Here is a 24733-nt window from a genome sequence, read left to right on the forward strand (position 1 = left end):
ATCATCCTGAGATGCATTTTGTTACCTATTTTCCTGCGAGTTCCATATATTTTTTAAAGACTTCGTTATATTTTTGATGATTTTCTTCATTAAATCCCACTTTTATGCTATTTTTTAAATTCCTTTCTATCTTGCTGCGTGCATCCCAAATTCCAGCACCCTGCCCCGCCATGAGTGCAGCACCATAAGCGGCATCACAATATTGTGGGATAGTTGCTCCTTTTCCCAAAACATCGGTTAAAACTGCCACCCAAAATTTACTTTTAGTACCTCCTCCGACAAAAAAAACCTCTTGAACATTTTCAAACTCTTTCACTGAATTAATTACGTCTCGTATGGAAAAAGAAACACCTTCATAGGCAGCTCTTAAAAAATGCTTTCTTCTATGTCCTGAATTAATACCATTGAATTTTGCTCTTAATGAAGAATTGAAATAGGGAGCATTTTCACCCGATAAATATGGATGATAAAGAAGACCCTCTGAGCCCAATGGAACAGTTGAAGCTTCTTTATCCATAACAGTATAAGTATTGCTATCAGCTGGTAATTCACTAAAAAATACGTCTCTCATCCATTTGATTGACGCAGCACATGCAGTGGTATATCTCGAGATGATTAAATAATCTCGCATAACACCTCGAATTCCTGGCCAAATATCTTGATGTTTAAATTGGTCAACATGAACAACCATACCTATATCTGCCGCCGAGCCTAATCTTATAATCATTTTCGACATTCCTTCGATGCCGATAGAATATTTTTCTGAACCTCCATCTCCCCCACCAGCCACAACAGGAATGCCTTCTTGAAGTCCAGTCTCCAAAGCAGCTCTTTCGGTAACGGTTCCAATCATATCGAAACAACCAGTGAGCTCCGGAATTTTTGATTTTTCGACTTCACATCGGCGAATCAATTCATCCGACCAACAATTGTTTTTAACATCATTCAATCCAGAAAAAGATATGTTGTTTTCATCAGCAATGATTCGATCGGTTAATTTATAGGTAATAAAATTTGGAGCAAATGTAAACTGATAAGTTTTATTCCAATTACTTGGTTCATGCTCTTTTAACCAAGCAATTTTACTCACAGTCAAAGCGGGAGTCACAAGAAAACCAATCGTTTTTTCCATAATTTCACCAAATTTTTTGTTCAACTCATTGGTTTCACGCTCGCTTCGAATATCATTCCATAGAATTGAATTTCGAACTGGATTCCCATCTTTACCAATTAAGGTAATTCCTTGCATTTGCCCGGTAACACTTACTGCTACAATTTTTTTTAAATCTACTTTATCTAATTTATTGATTTGATTTAAACAAAATATAGCTGCTTCATACCATTCATTTGGATTCTGCTCTACTGTTCCATCGGCTTTGGTTATGGGAAAATATTCCTTCGACTTGGTTATTATTGGCTTCCCTTCTTGGTCTAATAACACACATTTACATCCACTCGTTCCAATGTCTATGCCTAATATGTATTCCATATTTTCCTCGCTCTTAAATAATGAAATATATTTATATAAGGATCAATTCCTATCATTTTTGCTTAGCTTCTTTTTTATTATAATCACGTATTATTTTTACCAATTCCCAATTATGCTGTGCTCCGGTGTGGGCGGTTAATCCCCCATCAATCACTAAATTGATGCCTGTAATAAAGGAGGCCTGTTCTGAAGCAAGAAATACAACTGCATTGGCAACTTCTTCAGGAAGGGTAACTCTTTTCAATGGATACTGCAAAGAATGTCCTAAATCTAAAATTTCTTGTCCTCCAACCGAATCAAAAAATTTACTATACATTGAAGTTCTTACCGATCCAGGAGCCACTGCATTAACACGAATATTATATTGAGCATAATCAAGAGCCATGTTTCTGGTTAGATTTGCCACAGCACCTTTTGCAGTGTTGTAAGAACAAAAAGTATAATCGCCTTGTAATCCGGAAATGGACGAAGTATTTATGATCACTCCTCCACCCTTTTTAATCATCTGAGGAAGAAAATATTTAGACATGTAATAAACTCCATTCACATTTACATCCATAGTTCGCAGCCATTCTTGGGTTGGAGTTTCATGGAGTATATGGGCGTCTATTATTCCCGCATTATTAAATAAAACATCACAACCATGATATTTTTCATTAATATATAAAGCAAAACTTTTAACTTCTTCTTCGTTGGTAACTTCTAATTGCTTATAATCATACTTACCTTGATAATTTTGATACTTGGTAAAATCCAGACAATCAGGTTTCTCTATACCAGTAAATATTACTGTTCCCCCAGATTCAAGAAAATTTTTAACTGTTGCTTCTCCTATTCCGGTTGAGCCACCACTCACAACAATAATTTTTCCGTCAAATCTTATATCCATTTTTTTCCTCCTTTATCTAAAAAACTAAATAATCAGGTATGATTACTTAAATGAATGAATTTCTATTTAACAAACATTACCTTTTCTTTCTCAAAGGATAACGATATGATGGTGATAAGGATTAAACCTTTCACCAATTGCTGATATAAGGTTGGAACATTTAATAGCACTAAACCATTATTGATTACCGAAATGGTAATTGATCCAAGAATAACCCCTAATAATTTACTATTTGCTCCGCCGGTGAGGGGAGTTCCACCCAATAAAACCGCAACTAAAACATCCCATTCAAAAAAATGCCCGGTTACCAAAGCTAAGGTACCTGCTCTAAAAACACCAAATAAAGAACATACCCCTCCAAGCATACCGGATAAAACAAAAGCTAAAATCTTCATTTTCTTTACTGGAACTCCTGAATACTCAGCGACCTTTTCATCAGAACCAATCGCTTTACTGAATTTTCCAACTTTAGTAAATTCAAAAAAATAGTACATGGTTAGCACTATAAGAATAAGAATAGGAATTTTATATTGCGATTTATCCAACACAAAAAGGTTAAATGGAATATAAACATACCCTCCGGGAATGTAATCCCATAGAAAATAAGCGAAGTTTCTTAAAACAAAACTCAAACAGAGTGTTGCGACAAAAGAAGGCACCTTTAAAAGTGAAAAAATTGATCCGGTCATTAATCCAAGTAACATCCCAACCACAATAACCATTGGAATGAATGAACCAGGAATAGCGTTTTCGCTAAAAATTCCAATTAAAGGTGCTAAAACTAAAATAGATCCTTGGGTAAGGTCCAAACTCCCTTGAGACATAACAAAAATGACACCCATACCACTAATTATCAATGCAACACTTTGGTTTAATATGTGTTTAATATTGGTAAAATTAATGTTTCTGCCTTTTGTCAAAATCGAAATCACAGTGACAAAAAGAACAAACACTATAATTGGTATGTATTTATCAATTTTTTTCAGCACTTAATTTTCTACTTTCCTTTCTCTTTTTAAAATTATTTAACTCATCAAATCATATAATTTATTATTTCTTCTTCTCGCGGTCTTTCGTCTCTAATAAATATTTTTTGACACAAATTTCCTTCTTTCATTATTAATATTCGATCTCCCATCCCGATTAATTCAGTAAGCTCCTCCGATATAAGAATAATCGATTTTTTTTGTAATTTTAATTGATGTAATTTTTGGTAAATATAAGCTTTTATCCCTACATCAACTCCTCGAGTTGGGCAGTCCAATATTAAAATCTCGCATTCTCGCATCAGCCATTTCACTAAACTGACTTTTTGTCTATTTCCACCACTGAGACCAATGCAAAACTGATTAATATTGGCGGTTTTTATGCTTAACTCTTTAACTCCCTTTTCAGCAAAGGTTACTTCATCTTTGGGACTAATAAATGAACTTTTTCGCTTAATTCGATCTAAAGAAACCAGAGTAATATTATCTTTCACGCTTGCCAGCAACATAACCCCTTCAGAGTCCCGGTCTCGAGGGAGGTATGCTATTCCCTGATTTATAGATTCAACTGGCGAGTGATTTTTTAAATACTTATTTTTTTCTGGTAAATAGATTGTTCCAGTATCAGTTTTTAATAATCCAAATATAGCTTTCCCTAACTGGGACATACCACATCCACTTAATCCACCTAAACATAATATTTCACCTTCATGCAATGAAAACGAAATATCATGAAATGCATCTTTCGAACTTAAATTTTCGACCTTCAACACAACTTTTTCTTTATTAAAGGTTGCTTGATTATCCTCACGATAATAATTAGATTTCAGTTCCCGACCCACCATCATTTTCTTTAAATCATCTTCGGTACGGTTATTCGAATCGATATTATCTATTATTTCTCCATCTCTCATGATGGTAATTGTATCGGTAACTTCTACAACTTCTGAAATGGTATGAGAGATATATATAATTGAAACACCTTCGTTTTTAACTTTTCTAATTACATCCCATAATAAATTTTTGTTATCCCGAGAAAAAGCATCTGCTGTTTCATCTAATATTAATATTTCAGGATTTTGATATAAGGCCTTTATTATTTCTATTAATTTTTTATCTTCAAATGAATAGTTTAAAATTTTTTCTTCTACTTTAAATTTCTTATCTTTTAGTATTTTATAAATCATTTGATTGGCAGCTTCATTTATTTCTTTCACCTTTATAAAACCATTCACAGTAAAATCTTTTTCTCTTCCGAGCAATAAATTATTTGCTATCGATAAATCTTCAATCAATCCACTTTCTTGAGTCACGATGGCAATTTTATTTTTGAAAGCATCCTGAATTTGTTTTGGGTTATACTCTTTCCCTTCCTTGAGCATCTTCCCGCCATCTTTTAAAACAATCCCTGCTATTATCATTGCCAAGGTAGATTTTCCGGATCCATTTTCTCCAATTAATCCCCTTATTTCTCCCCTTTGCAAACTAAAATCAACATTATTTAACGCCCTCACCGGGCCAAAACTTTTACTCACATTGATTGTTTGAAATAAAATATTTTCATCCATAGAATCAATTACTACCTCTTTTATTTATTTAACGATTAAAGTATTTTTACTGCTTCCGCGCGGTCCAAATGCCACCACACAAATTAATAAAGCGCCCATAACCATTTGCTGGATTGTCGTTGGCAACTTAATAATAATTAATCCATTCATTAATAAATTTATCGTTAATTGCCCAACCACAACTGCAATGATTATATTGACCCTTTTACTTATTGCTAAAGCATAAAAAAACCTGTCAGTGCAGGAAATACTAATAATAAGCTGGTCAGACCAATTTGAGGTTGTACAAAGCGCCCATAACTTTGGTAAAATACCCCTCCAATTCCTCCAAAAATCGCACAGATTAAAAAACCTATCAACTTCATCCTTTCAACATTGACTCCGGCATTTTTGGCGATTTTTTCCGAACTTCCTATGGTTTGAATATGCAAACCAATAATGGTTCGATTATATAGAAAATAGGCAATGACCCCACCAATGATCCAAATTATTAAATTATAGGGTGCGTGAGATAAGAGACCTAATCCATCAGGAAGGTATAAACCTCTGCCCTTAGACATAACGCTCGATAAAATTTCATATATCATTACTAATCCTATAGTTAGAATAACTGAGGGTACTTTAAACAATAAAAAACTAAATCCGTTTATTGCTCCAACGATGAGCCCAGTTAAAATTCCTCCGAATAAAAGTCCAATATATCCGAATTTTATCGCCAGTAGAGTGCTAACCATAGAGGCTAAAATTATGGTTACCCCAGGTGTCATATCATAACTTCCCATTATCATTACAAAACAAATTCCCCACACAACAAAAGAAGGAGCAACTGATTGTTGAACAATATTAAAAAAATTTATATAAGAAAAAAATCTATTTCCACCAAATATTGTAAAAAATACAACTAACAAAACTGGTAGGCCAATGATTGAAATAATAAAATTAAAATCAATTTTTTTGTTTAGCATATTATTTCCTTCAGTTAATCAGTCAGAAATTAATTTTATAAATTGATCTTTTTTTATAATTTAGGTGGAAGGATATCAATCCTTCCACCTAAATTTCAACTTTTTCAATTATTGAAAATCAATTCCCATGTCTATGTATTTTGGCGGGAATGCTATGCCTTCTTCTTTTTCTTTCATTCTTTGCTGATAAATAGATTCAATACTAATGCTTTTTGCAATTTCTTTAAACTTGTCCATATTCATTTCCGGATTGAATTTTACTACCAAGCTTTTTATTTCATCTTCGGTCAGAATTGGCCTTTCAATAAACCAATCTCTATATTTTTGTGCAGCATCCGCTGAATCGATTTGGAACATATCAACTTCAACATCATCAGTGTTAGAACCTAAAGGATTACCAGTTAAAACGTTATAAGCCCTTATTAGAGAGAGACCACAGCTAATCCAGTGACCACCAGAAACTGCAGCTGCACTTCCCTCTTTTATGTTGTCAAGAACACTAAGTGAAAAATCCGTACCAGTAACAAATATTTTACCAACTTTATTTAATCTCTTAACTGCTTCAATAGCTCCCATAGTATATGGTCCACCAGTTCCGTAAACACAATCAACTTCTGGATGGGCTGCTATTAATGACTCCAAAGCTTTTGCCGATTCTTCAGCAGTATACAAATCCCATTGAGTTGCCAGTACTGTTCCTCCACCTTTTTCAAATGCTTCTTTAAATGCTTCTGCCCTTACTTGGTGGACGGTACCATGTTCTGCACTTAGAACAACAGCATTTTTACACCCTTTTTTTAATAATACTTCGGCATTTTGATATCCGGGAACCTTATTATCTGCGGCAATATTTCCAATATAATACGGATTTTTATAGAGTTCATTTTTTATCTGCTGAGGTATATCTTGATCGTAGGTTCCATAATAGATTTTTGCATTTCCTAAAATTTCTGCACATTTTGGAGTTATAGTACCAGAGGGAGCCCAGGAAATAACAGCATCAGCCTTACTTGAAATATAGTTTTCCATATTGTTTATTTCATCTTCCGGGCGTACGTTATGATAGGTTACAACTATCTTACAATTCAGTATATTCGCAATATAATTTGCAAAATTACAAGCTTGGATAGACCATGGATGGCTACCACCCCAAATTGTAATCCCAATGGTATAATCTGGTTCTGCTGCCATACCTACAGAAAAAATACCGAGTGTTAAAGCGATAACCAATATTATTCCTATCTTTTTAATATTTTTCATAAAATGAAATCCTCCTTTAAGTTAATAAAATAATTAAATTTTAAAATCTCAATTCCTTACTTAGAATTCACCACCTTTCGATTGCAATAATGTAAAAAAATATAGGTTATTATTCAAAATAATCATTTTTTGGATAAAACTTTTTTTACTTCTTTCTTCTTTATTATTAGGTATTCTCATCTTAAGGTTCGTTGTTTTTTAAGGACTAATTAATTTTCCGAGTAGTACCAATTTTTTAAAAACCTATATCTTCATTATCATATACGTAAACTATTAATATTGTGAAAACTCAAAGCTTGGCTGATTGTCAATCTTCAATTTATTTTGTTTCGTTTTATATATTGCCACCTTAAAAAACCAATGTTATAAACAAGCTAACGAAAACTCATTATCTTCTTTGTTAATAGCATGACCTCATTACTAGAGCATTCATTTATTTTTTGAGTTTCCATAAAAAAGATTTAAAAATAATATTCTAGATTTTTATTCATTTTCATATAGAATAAGATTATGTTTTTGAGATATATTCTTTAAAGTCAAAAATAACGAACACCTAAAAATTTCTTTATCAATTTTATGAATATCTGTTTCATAGCCATGCTTTTAGAAACGTTAATGAGAGTATTAGTTAAAATGAATACTTTTACATATTGGTAATGATGACTTTCAATAAGTTGTTATTATATTCTCTAAAAATTATTTGTTTGTCAAGAATCTCTTCAAAAACTTTTATAAATTTTTTTTAATTATATATCCACAATTATGTAATATTAGCAAGTATTTTCAGCTAATATTTGAATTTATCAATTTTTTTTAGATTTTTTTTTGTCAATATTATTTTTTAAAATTTGTAATTACCTTTTAACTAAAAGGGAGGTATTATTATGTATTTTAAAGACCGTTTTGAAACCATTCATTTTATTGAAAGGAAAAAAATCGTAGCTATTATTCGAGCCAAAGAAAGCGGTTCTTTTTTAGATGCAGTTAAAGCCTTGAAAAAAGGGGGAATTGAATGCATAGAGGTTACGATGACTACTCCTGGAGCTCTTAAAACCTTAGAGGAAGTACGATCAAAAATCGATGACGTTCTCTTTGGAGCTGGTACTGTCCTTGATCCTGAAACTGCACGTCAAGCCATTTTATCCGGTGCCCAGTTTATCGTTACTCCATCTTTGAATCTTGAGGCTATTCGTCTTTCTCACCGTTATGATATCCCTATCATACCTGGAGCTTTCACACCAACTGAGATTCTTAGTGCCTGGGAAAACGGCGCTGAATGTGTAAAAGTGTTCCCAGCTTCCAACGTAGGTCCCGATTATATTAAAGCAATAAAAGGCCCATTCCCTCAAATTAAAATCTGCCCAACTGGGGGTATTGGCTTAGATAATATGAAGGCTTTTCTAAAAGCTGGTGCATCCTGTTTGGGAGTAGGTGGGAAGCTGGTCGATGCCAGTTTAATTAAAAATCAAAAATGGGATGACTTGACTTCGATTGCCAAGGAATACGTTGCCCAATTAAACGACTAATTACCCATCCTTATTAAATTTATATCGTTTTAGTGAGGATCAAATAAAAATTGTCATTCGTTACTGAATTTGCAGGATAGACGGTCATACTGCTTGCGTAGTACCGGTTGGGGATGAAAATCCAGTTACCCCCCCCTCACTCTGACCCTCCCACCAAGGGGCGAGGGAAAAACAAGCAAGCTTCCCCTTTAGAAAAGGGGGTAAGGGGGATTTGATTTTTTTACTGTTCCATCATTGCGAGGAGGACAACCGTTCTTTGGTTGAGCGACGTGGCAATCTCATTTATTATTTTTTTAAACAATAAAAGATGAGATCCTCACGCGGAAAAGCACCGCTCAGGATGACGGATTAAAGAATTCATTTTTAGGTATTTTCAGGATAGATTAAAAAAGTGAGTAGGCTTTGAAAGTCGAGCCTACTCATCCCAGAGACCAATTTTTTGTTTTTGAGCTTCTTTCTCCAGATTTTTAAATCGATCAACATACCGAACGTTGGGAGGAAAAACCACGGTTTTTGCATACCCATTAGCAACCAGCCATTCATTAACCATGATTCCATCTTCGGTATAAACATAAGCTAATAAACGACCATACTGATCTCTTTGTTCGACATCGAATTCCAATTTTACTTTTCGATTCTCAACTATTTTTCGATTGGCCTGAAAGGCTTCCTCAGCAAATTTTTCGGCATTTTTTTTAGAGCTTTGAAATTCTGGAGCGTCAATACCAATGTATCTAACCTTTTCTCCATCATTGAGTTCTATGGTGTCTCCATCAATCACTGTTTTTACGATATACTGACCCGTTTCCTGCTGGAAGTAGTTGTACATAATAAAAATAATTAAAACCGCCAGCAAAGTGGTTAAGGAATTTTTTTGGACTTTCTTCATTACACTACCCGGTATAGAGGCTCTTCCCCATTAAAAACTCGGATAAGGTTTTCTGCTGCAATGTTCCCCATCTTTAGGTTCGCCTCTCGAGTATGAGAGGAAATATGGGGAGTGGCGATAACATTAGGAAGTGATAAGAGTGGGTTATCAAAGGGAGGCTCATGAGTAAAAACGTCCAAAGCCGCTCCGGCAATACGATTTTCCTTTAAGGAAAGATAGAGAGCTTCTTCATTGATAAGCTCACCACGGGCAGTATTGATTAGAAAAGCTTCTTTTTTCATTAATGAAAGTAGTTTGTCATTTACCATCTCACGAGTTTCATCAGTAAGAGGTGCGTGGAGAGAGATAAAATCAGCGTCCTTAAACAAGATTTCGAGCTCGACTTTTTTATAAGGGGATATTTCATCGGTAATAAAAGGATCATAATAGAGTACTTTCATCGCAAAAGCTTGTGCATACTGAGCAACATTTTTCCCAATTCTTCCAAAACCTACTATACCTATGGTTTTCCCTTCGAGCTCTAATCCAAAGCTGGTTGCCCCCCATTCTTTATTTTTTACTTGCTCAAAAAAATGAGGAATTTTTCGAGCTAAAATAAGGATGAGAGTAAATGCCATTTCAGCAACCGATATAGAATTGGTACCCGGAGCATTGGCTACTACAACACTATGTTTTTGGGCAGACTGAAGATCGATGTTATCAACACCAACCCCATGCTTTGAAACCACTTTAAGATTCGGACAGTTGGTAAAGACAACTTCACCTACCCGATCCATTCCTACTAAGACTCCTTCGGCATCACCAATTAATTCCGACACAATTTTTTCATTCTCTGGATCAGGGTCTTTCTTAATTTCTACTTGGATTCCAGCTGTTTCTAATAGACGCAATGGATCCTTTGCAGAACGAGCAAAGGATCTGGCAAGAATAACCGCTTTTTTCAAAGACCATCACCTCAAGTTGGATTTTCTACTTTCTCACCATCTCCTGATAAAGGGCAAAAGCAACAAATAAATATCCAAACACTCTTAATACAACTAAAAAGTTCACCAATCGATCAGGAGAAACAAATAGAGTGACCAAATGGGAAAAACCAAAAATAGCAAAAGCGATTCCTATCAAAAGACTAATAATACTTTTCTTTTCTTTATATCCCCAATAGCCTAAAAATAAAACGAAAATACTCAGTGCACCGTTAACTAAACCTACAGTCATTTTAATATACCTCCAAAATTAGCTTAACCTTGTTCTTTAGGCTTTTTTATAACTAAATGTTACCCAAAATTGAACAAAAAAATTAAAACTGTACTTTAACCGGTTCCCGTTCTTCACCCTGAGTTTCAAAATATTCTCTCTTTTTGTATCCAAACATTCCGGCAAAAACATTCGCTGGAAATTTTTCAATAGACGAATTATACATGAACACAGTATCATTATAGAATTGGCGAGAATAGGCGATTTTATTTTCGGTTTCACTTAATTCATTCTGTAGCTGCATAAAGTTTTCGTTGGCTTTCAATTCTGGATAGGCTTCTGCAACAGCAAATAATTGACGAAGCGCTTGTGTCAGCTGGTTTTCTGCCTGGCTTTTCTCAGCAGGACTCTGCGCAGAAATAGCGACTTGTCGAGCTTTGGCAATATTTTCAAAGACCTCTTTTTCGTGGGTAGCATACCCTTTTACCGATTCTACCAAATTGGGGATAAGATCATACCGTCGCTTTAGCTGAACATCAACTTGAGCCCAGCTATTATCAACTTTGTTTTTAAGTACCACTAAGCGGTTATAGAGCGAAATTAAATAAACAACCACGATCAATATAATTATTCCTATAATCCAACCCAATATTGACACCTCCTCTAACTCTTTCTTTTTTTGCTTCTTGTTCGTTTTTAATCTACAATTTTGTCATACCGATCAACCGGCACTTGAACCTCCGCCGCCACCTCCTCCTCCACCTCCACTGGAAAATCCACCTCCAACCGAAGTAGAAGATTGGAGGGCTCGGGTAAGATTAGCCATGTTTGCCATATTTCTGGAGATTGATTCTAAACGGCTAAGTGTATCAAGCGTAGTCATGGTAAAAACAGCACCATGGGGAACCTGATACCAACTAGGATGGGATAATTCCGAACCGGTTTCTTGGATATAAATTTTCAAATTCTTTAGTAGCTTTTCCGCAACTCCTAACGCCACGGCATAGATCAAATACCGATCCCAGATTTGCAGTAAAATTGGAGGAGCTTCTTTCATTAGAGAATAGTTGGTAATAAAACGTTTAAAAGCTGTCCATCTCCGAAATTCAAGCAAGCCCTCTTTGCTCCAACGCCCCAAAGATTTACGAGCAATGAGAGCAAAAATAATTATTAAAGGGAAAAGGATAATACTCAAAACAACCAGCCCCGAGCTTCCTCCGAATCCCCAATGAATGGCAGAAAAAATGACCAGAAAAACCCCTCCAATAAAAGATACAACGCTAAAAATTAGATAGTGTTGTTTTTTAATTTCAGCTCTTTCATCATAAGTATAGAAATAGTGGCTTTCCCACCAATTTTTTATTGATTTTCCCCAATCTTCAATAAACAGTAAAAAATTACTTTTTTGTTGGGAAATCTTTTTACCCCACTTTTCAATCTCCAGGGTCGATATAGTACGACCATCGTTGGAAATTTGTTTCAATAGAACCAAAACATCATTTTCAAAGGGAAGTAAATCAGTATCAGAATTAATATTCATCATTTTTTCAGTGAAGGTAAAAACCAAATACTCTTTTTTTATAAAAAGAATCTTCATTTTTTCTTCCTCAACAGTCATGTAGCCCCGACGTGCCAGATCAAGAAGGGTAGCGGTAAAAGCTTTTCCCATATCGTTACGATTAAGAGCTTTTTGGTTCATTATGACTCCTAAAAAGGCAGGAGGAATATCCCGGGGAGGTTCTTGTTCAAACTGACGTTCATAATCGATTTTTGGTTCACGCCCATATTTTATATAAAATACGAAAAATAAGATGATACATAGGATTCCAATAGCAATAAACAATAAAAACAAACCAATTCCTACCCAGCGATTAGCTTGCCAGGAGGATTTATTACCCTGTAACTCTTTAGTGGCAGCTTCTTTTTCTTCATCGAGAATTTCTTCATACCGTGAGATTTTTTGTAAATGAACTCCTGAAAAAATCTGTGGGCTGGTTAAAAGACGGGCTTCAACAAAAGTATTGGCAGGTACATTCTCAATCCTAAAATCCACTCTCCGATGATCGGGTGAAAAATTCATTTCTCCTGGTTGAGCCTGAGTGTGAACAAAAAGTTTAAAAAGGTCGGGATTGGATTGAGGAATCTGAAGAATAGCCTCGAGTTTTTTTATAGATGCATGCTCTTCTTCAATTATCTTCCAATAAAATTCAGCCACATCTTCATAACGGTGGATGGGGTTTTTGAGAAGATATTGGATTCGAAATCCCAGAGTTTGGTTATCAGCTTGATAATACCACTTAAGTGTTTTTGAATTCGATTGTTCTTCTACCTCATAACGGAGAGGGCTTCCTGTGTCAGCATCCCAAACTCCTTGAAATTGGATATCCTCAACCCCGCGAAGAAGCAAATTCAATTGAGCCCAACTGAATGAACCAGAAAACGAAAAATATCGAATATCAGTAACTTCAACATCACCATTTTCAAGAAGATTAAAGGTTTGAGAAATCGAGGGATGATAATAAGACTTTGCAATGATGGGCATTGATAAAAACAAAACCAACCAAAGAACTATTATCATCTCAATTCTCAATTTTCTCATTGGAATCCTCCCTTAAATTTGCTATAGTTAGCATAACACAGGAAGTAAGCTGGTAAAAGAGACATGGGATTTTTTCTCCAAAAAGTATTGACTTCTTTTATTGAACCTCCGGGAGTATTTATAACCATTGCTTTGTTTTTTGGTTTATTAGCAAGAAAAAAGGGGAAAGAATCTTTGAAATGGATTGCTTTGGCAGTCATAATTTATTTTTTTTCCACTGGAATTGGCATACGTTTTCTTTCACCCTCGCAAAACATAACGCCTCGATATCCATCAATAAACCAGCCACAAGTTATTATTGTGCTTGGTGGGGGTACCTACTTAGATACCTATCAGAATCGTTTCCAACCTGGTCCTTATTCCCTGCTAAGATTGCACCAAGGGTATACCCTTTGGCAAAAAGAAAAAATCCCTCTTCTGGTGAGCGGTGGTCAAGTGTGGGTTAAATCGGGGCCTTCGGAGGCTGAAATCATGGCTGACATCCTTCTACAGTGGGGAGTTCCCCAAGATGATATCATCACCGAATCTCAATCAAGAAATACCAAGGAAAACGCTCAGTATTGCTCTCAGATTCTGCTCAACAATCATTGGAATTCTTTTTATTTAGTAACCTCAGAAATTCATTTAAAACGAGCCATGATGAGCTTTCAATCTTTTCTCCCCAATGCAAACATTATTCCGATCAGTGCCCATCCTCCCTACGATCGAACTCCAATAGTTCTTTCTGATTTCCTCCCATCCTCTCAAGCATTTTCGGCTTTTGCACAAATTATTCATGAATACCTTGGATTAGCAGTCTTACTCATTAACTAAAGAGTCATTAACATTCAATAGTGGTCTTGGTTTTTTCTGAGAGAGCCACACTCCAAGAGTAACTAAAACCATTCCAATTAAAAATCGATAACCAAAAGGCTCTTTAAAAAAAAGCCAAGCTCCTATTACTCCAAATATCTGGGTAACATATTGAAAGGCTGAAGTTCGTGATGCACCGATTTTCTTAATCCCATTCATCCAGATTATATAAGCCAACAAAGCTGATAAAAAGATAGCATAACCCATCGACAAATGAACCGTAAGAGTTAAATCAGAAATATTGAGGTCCTTGATTTCAACATATGAGACAGGGAACATAATCAGAGTTCCAAATATGATGCTCCAACAGCTCGTTTTCAAGGGTGAATATTTCCGCAGCATATATTTTCCGAAGTAAGAATAAAGACCCCAGCAAATAGCTGCAAATAGGGTAAGAATATCACCGAAAAGAATATTGGGAGAAGATGAAGTTTGATTTCCTTGACTGATGAGAAAGGTGACGCCTAAAAATCCAATGCCAATTCCTAAAAAATTATACCATTCAATAGATTCCTCTTTTTTAAAAAAAGCGATAAGGACAACAACAATTGGAGATATTGAAAGCAGGATAGCTGAATGGGAAGCCAAAGTTAATCGTAGCCCATAACTCCAAAGTGGCTGATAGACTCCAAAACCTAATGCACCTAAAAAAACAAAATACCAAAGATCTTTCTTGCTGATAAAAGGATTCCCCTCCATGCGCCATAATAAGACAATCATTACCAAGCTACTCACAGCAAATCGAATTATCGAAAAAGAAAGAGGACCAATGATCATAATCCCGTGTTTCACAACGCTAAAATTTATTCCCCAAATTAAAGAAACCATAAGAAGAGAAAAATATGGATTTTTAATTATGGGTTCAGATTTCTTTTTAGAGTGAGATGGCGATAATGGATTTAAGTTATCGGAGCTCTTCATTGGTTTGCTCTTTTCTCGTTATTTAATTTTTATTATAAAAAGAAAAAGGGACCCTATCTATTGGGTCCCTTAAAATTCAAAATAAACAATTAGGTTAATTCAACTTCTGCGCCAACAGCTTCAAGTTTAGCTTTGATTTCCTCGGCATCCTTCTTTGGAATGCTTTCCTTCACTGGCTTTGGAGCCCCATCAACTAGATCTTTCGCTTCTTTCAAGCCTAAGCTGGTAATGGCTCGAACTTCTTTAATTACTTTTAGTTTTTCGGCTCCAGCACTCTTGAGAACGACTGTGAATTCAGTTTTTTCCTCTTCAGCCGGTGCGGCAGCTCCGGCAGCAGGAGCGGCTGCTGCAGCAACTGGCATAGCAGCAGATACTCCAAATTTTTCTTCTAAGGCTTTCACCAAATCCGCTAATTCCAGAACAGTCATATTCGCAATAACGTCAATAATTTCTTCCTTGGTCATTTATAGGTACCTCCCTTATTGATTGCTTACCTTTTTTTCTTCTATTGATTTAAGAACCCATACCATATTTCGCATAACTCCGCTTAGAACACCAACTAAACCACTAAGTGGTGCAGCGATTCCACCTACTAACTGAGCAACTAAAGCCTCTCGGGTTGGCAGACTTGCCAGGTTTTTCACTTGATCAGGACCATATTGTTGTTGGTTAAGCCATACCCCTTTGATTTCAAGCTGGGGTACTTTTTTGGCAAAATCTGTTAGTGCTTTTGCCGTTAAAACTATATCTTCATAAGAAAATACCAAAGCATTTTGATCAGTCAATATATTTTCATCAAAGGGCATGTCGGCCTTTTGAAAAGCAATGTGAGCAAGGGTATTTTTAACAACTTTCATCTCTCCTTGAGTTTCTCTTAGAGCTTTTCGGATGGCTTCAACATTCATAACATTAATCCCACGATAGTTAAAAGCATAAACTGCTTGACTTTTTTGAAGTTTCTGAAAAACGTCTTCTATGATCTGGTTCTTTTTTACTTTATCCAAAAAAACAACCTCCTTTCCTCCGAAATAATAAAGCTCCCATAAATACCGGGAGCTTTATATCATTAAAGCCTCCCCAGGTTTTTTAAGCGAAAGCCCCCGGTTCATGGGCAAAATTATATTCAATTTCGGTTAATTATCTCTTAAGCGACTCTTTTCTCCATTCTTGCTAAAGTAGTGTTCACATCTAGCTTGAGTCCGGGGCTCATGGTTGAAGCAATAGCAATATTCCTTACATAACGACCCTTAGCTACTGAAGGTTTCATTCGAACTATAGTTTCTAATAAAGCAAAGAAATTATCCTGTAATTTACTTATATCAAAAGAAGCCTTTCCAATTGGAAGATGAATATTTCCATAACGGTCATTTCGTATTTCCAATCGACCTGCTTTTATCTCCTTAACCGCTTGAGCTATATCAAAGGTTACTGTTCCCACTTTGGCATTAGGCATTAATCCTTTTGGTCCTAATAACTTCCCCAAACGACCTACTATTCTCATCATGTCAGGAGTCGCAATTGCTGATTCAAAATCAAACCAACCTGATTGGATTTTCTCAATCAATTCTTCTCCACCAACATAATCAGCACCAGCTGCTTGTGCCTCACTGGCCTTTTCACCCTGGGCAAAAACCAAAACCCGAACTTGCTTTCCTATTCCATGGGGTAACGAAACCGTACCACGAATTTGCTGGTCTGATTGTTTTGGGTCTATTCCCAGCTTAACGGCAACTTCAATAGTTTCATCAAATTTCGCGTTCGCTAACTCTTTGACCATTTGAAATGCTTCGTCAACAGTGTATATTTTTCCTGGTTCCAATTTATTCTTTAATTCTTCAAAACGACGACTTTTGGTTGGCATACTTCTCACCTCACTCTCCCTAACCCTCTACAACTTCGACACCCAAGCTTCTTGCGGTTCCTTCAATTATGTTCATTGCTGCTTCAATCGAATTCGCATTTAAATCAGGCATTTTTTTCTGGGCTATTTCTCGTACCTTAGAACGACTTAATTTTCCAACCTTGACTTTGTTTGGTTCCCCAGAGCCCTTTTCAATACTCAAAGCTTGAAGAATTAAGAAAGAAGCTGGGGGTGTTTTCGTTATGAATGTAAATGAACGATCACCATATACGGTTATTTCCACCGGTGTTAAAATCCCTCGGTCTTTTTCTGTCCGAGCATTAAAGGCTTTACAAAATTCCATAATATTTACACCATGCTGTCCAAGCGCAGGCCCAACCGGAGGGGCAGGAGTGGCCATGCCTCCAGGAATCTGGAGCTTTACAACAGCTACCACTTTTTTTGCCATGTCTATTCCACCTCTTTATAATTTTTCAATATCAGAAAATTCAAGCTCTACTGGAGTCTCCCGACCAAATATCGATAAGAGAACGGTTATCTTCCCTTTTTCATGATCGACACTTTCTACAATACCAGTATAATTTAAAAAAGGTCCTGCTATAACTTTTATCGTCTCTCCTTTTTCAATATCTAGGCGCGGCCTTCCCTTTTCAACTCCAGTTTGTCGAAGGATTACCTTAACTTCTCCTTCGCTCAATGGCTCCGGTCGAAGTCCCGAACCAACAAAACCCGTAACTCCAGGTGTATTTCGTACCACATACCAAGAACGATCATTCATCATCATTTCTACCATTACATAACCTGGAAATACTTTCTTTTTAGTAAATCTCTTTTTTCCCCTCTTTACTTCAATGGTCTCCTCCATTGGAACAACCACCCGAAAAATCTGATCTTGCATTCCCATAGAAGCAATTCTTCTTTCTAGATTCGCTTTAACCTTATGCTCGCTGCCGGCTAAGGTATGAACAACATACCACAGTTTATTCATAATGGTGAAATGATAACCTCCGATAATTACTTAATGTATAAACCAATTAAAGCAGTCAAAATTAAATCAATCACTCCTAAAAAAACTGCAAATACAACAACTACTACTAAAACCGTAAGAGTACTGGATATTAATTCTTTTCGGCTTGGCCAAGTAACCTTTTTTAATTCACTCCAGGCATCTTTAAAGTAGTTCTTTAATTTAGTGAACAGCTTGACGAAAAAATTCACAGCACACTCTTCCCTTTCTCTTTTGAGTTTTTGGGATGTTTTAATTATCTCTTGCCGTAACAATAAAAAAGAAAATGGTAAATAACTATACCATTCTCCTTATAAAAAACGAATTCAAATGCTGCAACATTTTATCTTTTTTCCTTTTTTGTGTCAACAATCCTGAATCACCGAATGACAAAGAAAAAAAATGGCAGGCCCGGCAGGATTTGAACCTGCAGCCCCCGGTTTTGGAGACCGGTGCTCTGCCGTTAGAGCTACGGACCTGCAATTTTTTTATCTACTTCATTTCTTTATGTATAGTGTGTTTTCTACAGTGAGGGCAGTATTTTTTAAATTCTAAACGGGCACTCTTGTTTTTTTTGTTCTTCATGCCCTGATAGTTACGCCTTCGACAATCGGTACATTCAAAGGTAATAGTTTCCTGTACCATAGTATCCTCCTGACTCTACTCAGTAATATCAGTTACGACTCCGGCTCCGACGGTACGACCACCTTCACGAATGGCAAAGCGGAGACCTTTCTCCATTGCAATGGGGTAGATGAGTTTGACATCGAGGTCAGCATTATCTCCTGGCATGATCATCTCGACCCCTTGGGCAAGCTTGATCTCACCGGTGACATCGGTGGTCCGGAAATAGAACTGAGGACGATAGCCGTTGAAGAACGGAGTATGACGACCCCCTTCTTCTTTGGTGAGAACGTAAACTCGTCCTTTGAAGACGGTGTGGGGAGTGATGGAACCGGGAATGGCCAAGACCTGACCCCGTTCCACTTCTTTCTTCTCGGTGCCACGGAGGAGCACTCCGATATTGTCACCCGCCTGGGCTTCATCGAGGAGCTTGCGGAACATTTCAATTCCGGTGACGACCGTCTTTTTGATGTCATGGGAGAGACCAACGATTTCAATCTGATCTCCGAGATGGAGCACCCCTCGTTCCACTCGTCCGGTGACCACAGTTCCGCGTCCGGTGATGGTGAAGACGTCTTCAACCGACATGAGGAAGGGTTTATCCAGTTCCCGTTGGGGATCAGGGATATAGCTATCCAGGGCATCCATCAGTTCCCAGACACTCTTGCACCACTCACAGTCCCGTTTGCCACAACCACATTCCAAGGCTTTCAAGGCGCTCCCTTTGATGATGGGGATATCGTCTCCAGGGAACTCGTAGCGGTTGAGGAGATCGCGGACTTCCATTTCCACCAGTTCCAAGAGTTCCGGGTCATCGACCATGTCGATCTTGTTCAGGTAGACCAGGATGTAGGGGACTCCGACCTGACGGGCGAGCAGGATGTGTTCCCGAGTCTGGGGCATGGGACCGTCTGCTGCGGAGACGACCAGGATGGCACCATCCATCTGGGCAGCACCGGTGATCATGTTCTTGACATAGTCAGCATGGCCGGGGCAGTCGATGTGGGCATAGTGCCGTTTCTCGGTCTGGTATTCCACGTGAGCGATGGCGATGGTGATGCCTCGTTCTCGTTCTTCAGGAGCCTTGTCAATCTGGTCAAAGGGAACATAGCTTGCCATCCCGAGTTTGGAGAGGGTCTCGGTGATGGCAGCGGTGAGAGTCGTTTTCCCGTGGTCAACGTGACCGATGGTTCCGACGTTGACGTGGGTTTTGGTTCGTTCAAACTTTTGTTTCGCCATAGGTATCCTCCTCAAGCTAATACAAGCTCTAACTCATCAGGTGTTTTTTATCATCACTTACAACCACAGTGATCTTTGTATTATTATACTTGAAATATCAAAACCCAGAAAGTATTTTTTTTGGTTTCAATCTTTCACAAACTATTACTATTACCTATTTCACCAATTCAAACTGGAACAGTTAATAAAAAAATAAAAATGGAGCCTACGGCCGGGATTGAACCGGCGACCTCATCCTTACCAAGGATGCGCTCCACCACTGAGCTACGCAGGCTACATAGGGATTTTCTGGTGGGGAGGGAAGGATTTGAACCTTCGAAGGCGTTCAGCCAACGGATCTACAGTCCGCTCCTTTTGGCCACTTAGGTACCTCCCCATTTCTGGAGCCGGTGATCCGACTCGAACGGACGACCTGCTGATTACAAGTCAGCTGCTCTACCAGCTGAGCTACACCGGCAAACCGGTAACCTCCGGTTATGCCTGAATAAATATATCCAAAGGTTGAGTTGATGTCAAGGGTAAGAAACGAAAAATTGACTTATTTTTTAAAGATTAGCCCTATAACAACTTTGTTACTTGGACAATTGATAAGTGCAACATCGACCAAGGAATCCATTTGCACAATTTGATCGTTTTTCTAAAAAAAAAGAAAAATTACATAGTGTTAGTATTTCTTTTTTTAATCTTTAGATAATCTTATATCAATATTCATTCAATGATATAATGAATTGAAAATGTTACCGGAAAGGAGATTTCTATGAACCAGCTAAAGGTGGCCTGTGTTCAATTTAAACCGGTTATGGGTAACGTAAAAAGGAATTTAGAAACTATTGGTAATTTTATTGAAAAAGGGAAAGAGCTCAAAATTGATATAATGGTTTTTCCTGAACTTTGTGTTCAGGGTTATGATCCTAAATTAGTAGTGTCCAAAGCAGAAACACAGGGTGACAACTCGTTTCAATTCCTTAGCGAAGCCAGTAAATTTTCTGGAATTTATTTGGTTGTCGGCATTGCCGAAAAATCAAAAGATAAACTCTTCAACTCTTCAGTTTTATTTTATCCCGATGGAAAAATCGGAATTTATCGAAAAGTCCACCTTTGGTCAACTGAAGCCGAAATTTTTACTCATGGAAGTGACTATCCAGTTTTCGACACCGAATTTGGCAAAATAGCGATGTGGATCTGTTATGATACTCGATTCCCCGAAGTTGCTCGAATATTTGCTCTTAAAGGAGCTCGCATTGCGTTGGTCCCTACTGCTTGGTTGGCACGAGATATCGAACACTGGAAATTATCAGTTTGTTCACGGGCTTTAGATAATTTTATGTTTGTTTGTGGGGCTGACCAAATTCTCCAAGCCGATTACCATCAATCGCACGGAGCGAGCATAATCGCCAATCCTCATGGACAGATTATTAGTCAAGCCAATCTTATGGAAGAAATGCTTATATCCTCCAACATTGATCTAAGCAGCGTTGATGAATTGCGACAACTTATACCAGTATTAGCTGATCGACAAAGAAGTACCTATAACCGACTTTACACTTAAAAAACAATTATCAACTCACCCATAAGCGAATCCTTCATCGAGCATGATAAGATAATTGTTGACTGGAACATAATTTGCTATTGAATTTCCCGAACCTAGAGCATAACCTCCATTATTTTGGCACTTTTCCAAAATCGATCGAACGTAACTGCGAAGCTCTACTTCATTGCTTCGAATTAATCTATCTAAATCTATACCTCCCAGAACGCCAATTTTCCATCCATATTCCTGCTTAAAATCAACCACTGACATTATTTCATCTTGAAATGAATGGAAAGCATCGATACCTACCCAGTTGATCAGGTCATCCATTATAGGTTTTAATTGACCACAAGAATGAAGAAAGTAAACTTTCCCCTTCAAGTGAGCCAAAGTACAAACTTTTTTATGCCAGGGCAGGACATATTTCTTTAAAAGAGTAGGAGAAAGAATGGTAGAAGTTTTAAACCCCATATCATCACCTTGAAAAAATCCACCAATTCCTTCCAGGTCAGCTAGTCGAAGATAAAAACGATACATGATATTGCCAACTTTTTCAAATACAGCTTCCACCAAATCCGGCTCATCGAATAATAAATAACTCATATTCTCGATTCCCAATAAATTTTCACTCACTACTTCTAGCAATCCACTACTTCCGGCAACTAAAAGCTTCATCCCTTCAGGCATTTCTTGCTGGGCAAAAAGATAAGGAAACAAATCGATATTTTCAGGGTCTGGCCAAGGGTAATTTTCAAAATCGTCCCAATTGGTGATAATCCCTTGCTTCTCTTCTACCCAGTTCCTGGTTCCTCTCGACAAACTTGCTGTATCATCGGTTTTTCTGATCTGTGATGGAAACTCCAAACCAATTCCAGGAAGATCGATAATCATGGCGTAATCATATCCCATCCGATACCACCAACGAACATATTGTCGGATATACTGTCTTTGAGTTAGAGAAGTGAGTGAGATAATTTCTTCCAAAAAATATTTCTGACTAATTGTTGAGATAATTTCCTGATCAATCAACAGTTCAACTTGGTGGACTTTAGTCGGTTTTCTTTTTTGGATGATAACCTCGATAAATTGTTGAAAATCCGGTTGAGCTTTTTTCTTGAGAATATTCTCAATTATTTTCATAGGAACTGGTCTCCTATAATCTAAAAATCGATGCCATTTTTTGGATTATCTTTTCTAATTCATCTGGGCAAACCACTAATCGGTGACGCCAATTTGGATATTCGGTAATGGTTCCAGGTAAATTAATTTGAATATCACTTTTCATTAAATCATCCAAATTGACTATTTTCAATATAGAAGAAGTTTTAGATAGGTAGAAAAGGACGGCTTCAAGAAAGTCATCAAAACTATCAGGTTCTCTTAAATAATCCCATTCAATCAACCGGCTTTTTACCCCTGCAATTCTTTGTTGACGAATCTGGTGTTGTACTGTTGCTTCCTCTGAAGTAAATAACCCTAATTTTTCTCGTAAATCGATATCTTTCCCTTCCAAAAATGCTTTCAAGGGGGGCATATCATGAGTTCCAATGGTCACCATGGTTTCTCTTGGATAATGGTTTGGTGCTGGAATGAAACCATTTTGATCACTCTCGAAATAGAAAACTCGAGTTGAAAGAATTTTATAAGCTCTCATGGCTTCTCTCACCTGAGGAGGAACCGTGCCCAAGTCTTCACCTATAACAATTACTTTTTGACGATGGCTCTCGAGAGCAACAATCCCTAATAAATCCTGGAAAAAAGATCGAACATAGGTCCCACATTTTGGATCACATCCTTCGGGAATCCAAAATAATCGATACAATCCCATAATATGATCGATACGAAGAAAGGAACAATATTTCATATTGGCTTGAATGAGTGAAATAAAATGAGAATAATGATTTTCTCTATCCTTCCAAGGGTTCGCCGGTGGAAAACCCCAATTCTGACCAGCCGGTGAAAAATCATCAGGAGGAGCACCAACTCGCTGAGAAAATACAAATAGGTCCTGATTGAGCCACGACTCAATACCGGTTGGGGAAGTTCCCACTGGCAGGTCAAAAGCCAGCATATCCGACGACTGAAAATGGGTTTTCAGATAGAGCTCCATGAGCCATTGTAAAAAAACAAAATAATAGACTTCCTCATGATTTTGATCAATAAATTGGGCGATAGCACCCTTATCACCTCTCTGAAAATCAAGGGGCCAAGATCGGAAATCCCAACCTTGTCTTAAAGCATAAGCTTGGAAAAAAGCTGAATGGAGAATTCGTATTCCTTCATTGGTTAAAAAGTCAGAAAAACTTTTTTTATTCAAATCAGCCGAATTAATCTCTCTTTTCCGCCAAATTTGAAAAAAACTGCGAAGAATTTGATCTTTTCTCTTCCATGCGGATTCGTAATTAAGAAGTGAAGGATCTTGAGGAGATCGATCCATGAATAGGGAGAAAGATTCTGGTGCATTCAGCTCATGGTTCGCTGCTAATATTTGGGCAACCCATTCCAAAGGAAGATAAATGGGATTCCACTCTAACCGATCCGCTGGATAATAAGGGCTGATTCCATACGGCATTCGATTTTCTAAGAGATGGATGGGAAGTATCCCTAAAAAATTGCCACCGTATTTCTTAAGGAGATTACTCATTAATCTCAGGTCTTGCAAGTCTCCTATTTCCTGCTTTTTTCTGGTATTGGTTGAATAAACGGCTAGGTTCAAACCCCAAAAGTTTTTTCCTTCGGGAAGATAACAATATTTTGGAGTAAATATAAAAAAACTTTTATAATATAAAGTATTCAACGTGGTTCGAATTTCAAAATTGAGGGGATAATATCCCCACTCTAAATCCGGTGGAAGAGGAAAGCTCCACTTTTGGTTTTCAACTCGAAAGGGAATTTCCAAGATAACATCTTCTCGAGTGAAAAAGAGTGATCCCACAAGCCAATTCAATTGAGGAATAAAAGTAATCTCGAGATTTGAGGCAACAATAACCGGTGGAATAGGAAAAGCTATTTCTTCTGCTTTTCGATGGATATTTTCCTTCCAACCTGACCCGTTTTGAGAATATTCACCGAAAGAACCAAGAAGGTTTACTAAAACTTCATCTTCAATTTGAACATGATTCCCATGAATATCATAATAATCGGTTTCTATTCCGAATAATTGAGCTAATTTTCTCATTTCGCTCATATAACTCCACCTTTCCCTCTTTCATCTTTCATGATACACTACCTCGAAAATGGAATGAATACCTAGTGTAAGTTTTTCTATTTTTTTAAAGAATAAATAGAAATTTGCTTAACCAAAGGATTAATAAAAAACCTTCTTTTTAGAAAA

General features: G+C 37.0%; 25 protein-coding genes and 4 tRNA genes. 3 read left to right on the forward strand and 26 right to left on the reverse strand.

Annotated features, from left to right (window positions below):
- Nucleotides 1-25: 25 nt before the first annotated feature.
- From RT761_RS01480 to RT761_RS01505, 6 genes are all read right to left on the reverse strand, one after another.
- Complete coding sequence (locus tag RT761_RS01480; protein ID WP_218112331.1) at nt 26-1489, reverse strand: xylulokinase; 1464 nt, start codon at nt 1487-1489, stop codon at nt 26-28.
- A 52-nt stretch (nt 1490-1541) separates the two neighbouring features.
- The gene (locus RT761_RS01485; RefSeq protein WP_218112332.1) at nt 1542-2378 is read right to left on the reverse strand and encodes an SDR family NAD(P)-dependent oxidoreductase; all 837 of its coding nucleotides are present in this window, start codon (nt 2376-2378) and stop codon (nt 1542-1544) included.
- Between the two features lie 62 nt (nt 2379-2440).
- Nucleotides 2441-3367, reverse strand: coding sequence for an ABC transporter permease (locus RT761_RS01490; RefSeq protein ID WP_218112333.1), 927 nt, complete (start codon nt 3365-3367; stop codon nt 2441-2443).
- A 44-nt stretch (nt 3368-3411) separates the two neighbouring features.
- Nucleotides 3412-4932: a sugar ABC transporter ATP-binding protein gene (locus RT761_RS01495; protein ID WP_218112334.1), complete on the reverse strand. Its 1521-nt coding sequence runs from the start codon at nt 4930-4932 to the stop codon at nt 3412-3414.
- A gap of 215 nt (nt 4933-5147) precedes the next feature.
- Nucleotides 5148-5897 (reverse strand): ABC transporter permease, encoded by a 750-nt coding sequence (locus RT761_RS01500; RefSeq protein WP_218112335.1) that lies wholly within the window; start codon nt 5895-5897, stop codon nt 5148-5150.
- Nucleotides 5898-6005: 108 nt separating this feature from the next.
- Nucleotides 6006-7157, reverse strand: a complete 1152-nt coding sequence (locus tag RT761_RS01505) for a sugar ABC transporter substrate-binding protein (RefSeq protein ID WP_218112336.1) — start codon at nt 7155-7157, stop codon at nt 6006-6008.
- Between the two features lie 884 nt (nt 7158-8041).
- Here RT761_RS01505 and RT761_RS01510 point away from each other — a divergent pair.
- Nucleotides 8042-8683 (forward strand): bifunctional 4-hydroxy-2-oxoglutarate aldolase/2-dehydro-3-deoxy-phosphogluconate aldolase, encoded by a 642-nt coding sequence (locus RT761_RS01510; RefSeq protein ID WP_218112337.1) that lies wholly within the window; start codon nt 8042-8044, stop codon nt 8681-8683.
- 415 nt (nt 8684-9098) lie between these two features.
- Here RT761_RS01510 and RT761_RS01515 read toward each other — a convergent pair whose 3' ends face one another.
- From RT761_RS01515 to RT761_RS01535, 5 genes are all read right to left on the reverse strand, one after another.
- The gene (locus RT761_RS01515) at nt 9099-9572 is read right to left on the reverse strand and encodes a thermonuclease family protein (protein WP_218112338.1); all 474 of its coding nucleotides are present in this window, start codon (nt 9570-9572) and stop codon (nt 9099-9101) included.
- Nucleotides 9572-10516, reverse strand: coding sequence for a phosphoglycerate dehydrogenase (locus RT761_RS01520; RefSeq protein WP_218112339.1), 945 nt, complete (start codon nt 10514-10516; stop codon nt 9572-9574). Before RT761_RS01520 ends, RT761_RS01515 begins: the two co-directional genes overlap by 1 nt.
- Before the next feature lie 25 nt (nt 10517-10541).
- Nucleotides 10542-10787 (reverse strand): hypothetical protein, encoded by a 246-nt coding sequence (locus RT761_RS01525; protein ID WP_218112340.1) that lies wholly within the window; start codon nt 10785-10787, stop codon nt 10542-10544.
- Between the two features lie 82 nt (nt 10788-10869).
- On the reverse strand, nt 10870-11418 hold the full coding sequence (locus RT761_RS01530) for a LemA family protein (RefSeq protein ID WP_343073766.1): 549 nt from the start codon (nt 11416-11418) through the stop codon (nt 10870-10872).
- 69 nt (nt 11419-11487) lie between these two features.
- Nucleotides 11488-13365, reverse strand: a complete 1878-nt coding sequence (locus RT761_RS01535; RefSeq protein ID WP_218112342.1) for a DUF2207 domain-containing protein — start codon at nt 13363-13365, stop codon at nt 11488-11490.
- Between the two features lie 63 nt (nt 13366-13428).
- Between RT761_RS01535 and RT761_RS01540 the strand changes: the two genes are divergently transcribed.
- Nucleotides 13429-14178, forward strand: a complete 750-nt coding sequence (locus RT761_RS01540) for a YdcF family protein (RefSeq protein ID WP_218112343.1) — start codon at nt 13429-13431, stop codon at nt 14176-14178.
- Here RT761_RS01540 and RT761_RS01545 read toward each other — a convergent pair.
- The 13 genes from RT761_RS01545 to RT761_RS01605 form a co-directional block, all read right to left on the reverse strand.
- Nucleotides 14164-15138, reverse strand: coding sequence for a DMT family transporter (locus tag RT761_RS01545; protein WP_218112344.1), 975 nt, complete (start codon nt 15136-15138; stop codon nt 14164-14166). The genes RT761_RS01540 and RT761_RS01545 overlap by 15 nt on opposite strands.
- Nucleotides 15139-15227: 89 nt before the next feature.
- On the reverse strand, nt 15228-15602 hold the full coding sequence (gene rplL, locus RT761_RS01550) for a 50S ribosomal protein L7/L12 (protein ID WP_218112345.1): 375 nt from the start codon (nt 15600-15602) through the stop codon (nt 15228-15230).
- Between the two features lie 15 nt (nt 15603-15617).
- Entirely contained in the window at nt 15618-16142 is a 525-nt protein-coding gene (gene rplJ, locus RT761_RS01555) for a 50S ribosomal protein L10 (RefSeq protein ID WP_218112346.1), read from the reverse strand.
- A 140-nt stretch (nt 16143-16282) separates the two neighbouring features.
- Nucleotides 16283-16999 carry a 50S ribosomal protein L1 gene (gene rplA, locus RT761_RS01560; RefSeq protein WP_218112347.1) on the reverse strand — a complete coding sequence of 239 codons (717 nt, stop codon included), beginning with the start codon at nt 16997-16999 and terminating at the stop codon, nt 16283-16285.
- Between the two features lie 19 nt (nt 17000-17018).
- Nucleotides 17019-17447 carry a 50S ribosomal protein L11 gene (gene rplK / locus RT761_RS01565; protein ID WP_218112348.1) on the reverse strand — a complete coding sequence of 143 codons (429 nt, stop codon included), beginning with the start codon at nt 17445-17447 and terminating at the stop codon, nt 17019-17021.
- Nucleotides 17448-17462: 15 nt separating this feature from the next.
- On the reverse strand, nt 17463-17987 hold the full coding sequence (gene nusG / locus RT761_RS01570) for a transcription termination/antitermination protein NusG (protein ID WP_218112349.1): 525 nt from the start codon (nt 17985-17987) through the stop codon (nt 17463-17465).
- Between the two features lie 26 nt (nt 17988-18013).
- On the reverse strand, nt 18014-18217 hold the full coding sequence (gene secE / locus RT761_RS01575; protein WP_218112350.1) for a preprotein translocase subunit SecE: 204 nt from the start codon (nt 18215-18217) through the stop codon (nt 18014-18016).
- Nucleotides 18218-18408: 191 nt separating this feature from the next.
- Nucleotides 18409-18484 (reverse strand) — tRNA-Trp (locus tag RT761_RS01580).
- 13 nt (nt 18485-18497) lie between these two features.
- A complete protein-coding gene (rpmG, locus tag RT761_RS01585) occupies nt 18498-18650 on the reverse strand; it encodes a 50S ribosomal protein L33 (RefSeq protein WP_218112351.1) in 153 nt (50 codons plus the stop codon).
- Between the two features lie 15 nt (nt 18651-18665).
- A complete protein-coding gene (gene tuf / locus RT761_RS01590; RefSeq protein ID WP_218112352.1) occupies nt 18666-19868 on the reverse strand; it encodes an elongation factor Tu in 1203 nt (400 codons plus the stop codon).
- A gap of 199 nt (nt 19869-20067) precedes the next feature.
- Nucleotides 20068-20142 (reverse strand) — tRNA-Thr (locus tag RT761_RS01595).
- A gap of 15 nt (nt 20143-20157) precedes the next feature.
- Nucleotides 20158-20244 (reverse strand) — tRNA-Tyr (locus RT761_RS01600).
- 5 nt (nt 20245-20249) lie between these two features.
- Nucleotides 20250-20325 (reverse strand) — tRNA-Thr (locus RT761_RS01605).
- Between the two features lie 300 nt (nt 20326-20625).
- Here RT761_RS01605 and RT761_RS01610 point away from each other — a divergent pair.
- Nucleotides 20626-21417 (forward strand): carbon-nitrogen hydrolase family protein, encoded by a 792-nt coding sequence (locus RT761_RS01610; protein WP_218112353.1) that lies wholly within the window; start codon nt 20626-20628, stop codon nt 21415-21417.
- A gap of 15 nt (nt 21418-21432) precedes the next feature.
- Here the strand turns inward: RT761_RS01610 and RT761_RS01615 are convergent, their stop codons facing one another.
- Both RT761_RS01615 and malQ read right to left on the reverse strand, forming a co-directional pair.
- Nucleotides 21433-22539 carry a uroporphyrinogen decarboxylase family protein gene (locus tag RT761_RS01615; protein ID WP_218112354.1) on the reverse strand — a complete coding sequence of 369 codons (1107 nt, stop codon included), beginning with the start codon at nt 22537-22539 and terminating at the stop codon, nt 21433-21435.
- A gap of 13 nt (nt 22540-22552) precedes the next feature.
- Nucleotides 22553-24586 carry a 4-alpha-glucanotransferase gene (gene malQ, locus RT761_RS01620; RefSeq protein ID WP_218112355.1) on the reverse strand — a complete coding sequence of 678 codons (2034 nt, stop codon included), beginning with the start codon at nt 24584-24586 and terminating at the stop codon, nt 22553-22555.
- Between the last annotated feature and the right edge of the window lie 147 nt (nt 24587-24733).

The sequence above is a fragment of the Atribacter laminatus genome, from assembly GCF_015775515.1.
Classification (GTDB): domain Bacteria; phylum Atribacterota; class Atribacteria; order Atribacterales; family Atribacteraceae; genus Atribacter; species Atribacter laminatus.

What these genes read in the sequence shown, in the direction of transcription:
- RT761_RS01480 (WP_218112331.1), bottom strand. Translation starts at nt 1,489, where the DNA reads ATGGAATACATATTAGGCATAGACATTGGAACGAGTGGATGTAAATGT.
- RT761_RS01485 (WP_218112332.1), bottom strand. Translation starts at nt 2,378, where the DNA reads ATGGATATAAGATTTGACGGAAAAATTATTGTTGTGAGTGGTGGCTCA.
- RT761_RS01495 (WP_218112334.1), bottom strand. Translation starts at nt 4,932, where the DNA reads ATGGATGAAAATATTTTATTTCAAACAATCAATGTGAGTAAAAGTTTT.
- RT761_RS01500 (WP_218112335.1), bottom strand. Translation starts at nt 5,897, where the DNA reads ATGCTAAACAAAAAAATTGATTTTAATTTTATTATTTCAATCATTGGC.
- RT761_RS01505 (WP_218112336.1), bottom strand. Translation starts at nt 7,157, where the DNA reads ATGAAAAATATTAAAAAGATAGGAATAATATTGGTTATCGCTTTAACA.
- RT761_RS01510 (WP_218112337.1), top strand. Translation starts at nt 8,042, where the DNA reads ATGTATTTTAAAGACCGTTTTGAAACCATTCATTTTATTGAAAGGAAA.
- RT761_RS01515 (WP_218112338.1), bottom strand. Translation starts at nt 9,572, where the DNA reads ATGAAGAAAGTCCAAAAAAATTCCTTAACCACTTTGCTGGCGGTTTTA.
- RT761_RS01525 (WP_218112340.1), bottom strand. Translation starts at nt 10,787, where the DNA reads ATGACTGTAGGTTTAGTTAACGGTGCACTGAGTATTTTCGTTTTATTT.
- RT761_RS01535 (WP_218112342.1), bottom strand. Translation starts at nt 13,365, where the DNA reads ATGAGAAAATTGAGAATTGAGATGATAATAGTTCTTTGGTTGGTTTTG.
- RT761_RS01540 (WP_218112343.1), top strand. Translation starts at nt 13,429, where the DNA reads ATGGGATTTTTTCTCCAAAAAGTATTGACTTCTTTTATTGAACCTCCG.
- RT761_RS01545 (WP_218112344.1), bottom strand. Translation starts at nt 15,138, where the DNA reads ATGAAGAGCTCCGATAACTTAAATCCATTATCGCCATCTCACTCTAAA.
- rplL (WP_218112345.1), bottom strand. Translation starts at nt 15,602, where the DNA reads ATGACCAAGGAAGAAATTATTGACGTTATTGCGAATATGACTGTTCTG.
- rplA (WP_218112347.1), bottom strand. Translation starts at nt 16,999, where the DNA reads ATGCCAACCAAAAGTCGTCGTTTTGAAGAATTAAAGAATAAATTGGAA.
- rplK (WP_218112348.1), bottom strand. Translation starts at nt 17,447, where the DNA reads ATGGCAAAAAAAGTGGTAGCTGTTGTAAAGCTCCAGATTCCTGGAGGC.
- nusG (WP_218112349.1), bottom strand. Translation starts at nt 17,987, where the DNA reads ATGAATAAACTGTGGTATGTTGTTCATACCTTAGCCGGCAGCGAGCAT.
- rpmG (WP_218112351.1), bottom strand. Translation starts at nt 18,650, where the DNA reads ATGGTACAGGAAACTATTACCTTTGAATGTACCGATTGTCGAAGGCGT.
- tuf (WP_218112352.1), bottom strand. Translation starts at nt 19,868, where the DNA reads ATGGCGAAACAAAAGTTTGAACGAACCAAAACCCACGTCAACGTCGGA.
- RT761_RS01610 (WP_218112353.1), top strand. Translation starts at nt 20,626, where the DNA reads ATGAACCAGCTAAAGGTGGCCTGTGTTCAATTTAAACCGGTTATGGGT.
- RT761_RS01615 (WP_218112354.1), bottom strand. Translation starts at nt 22,539, where the DNA reads ATGAAAATAATTGAGAATATTCTCAAGAAAAAAGCTCAACCGGATTTT.
- malQ (WP_218112355.1), bottom strand. Translation starts at nt 24,586, where the DNA reads ATGAGCGAAATGAGAAAATTAGCTCAATTATTCGGAATAGAAACCGAT.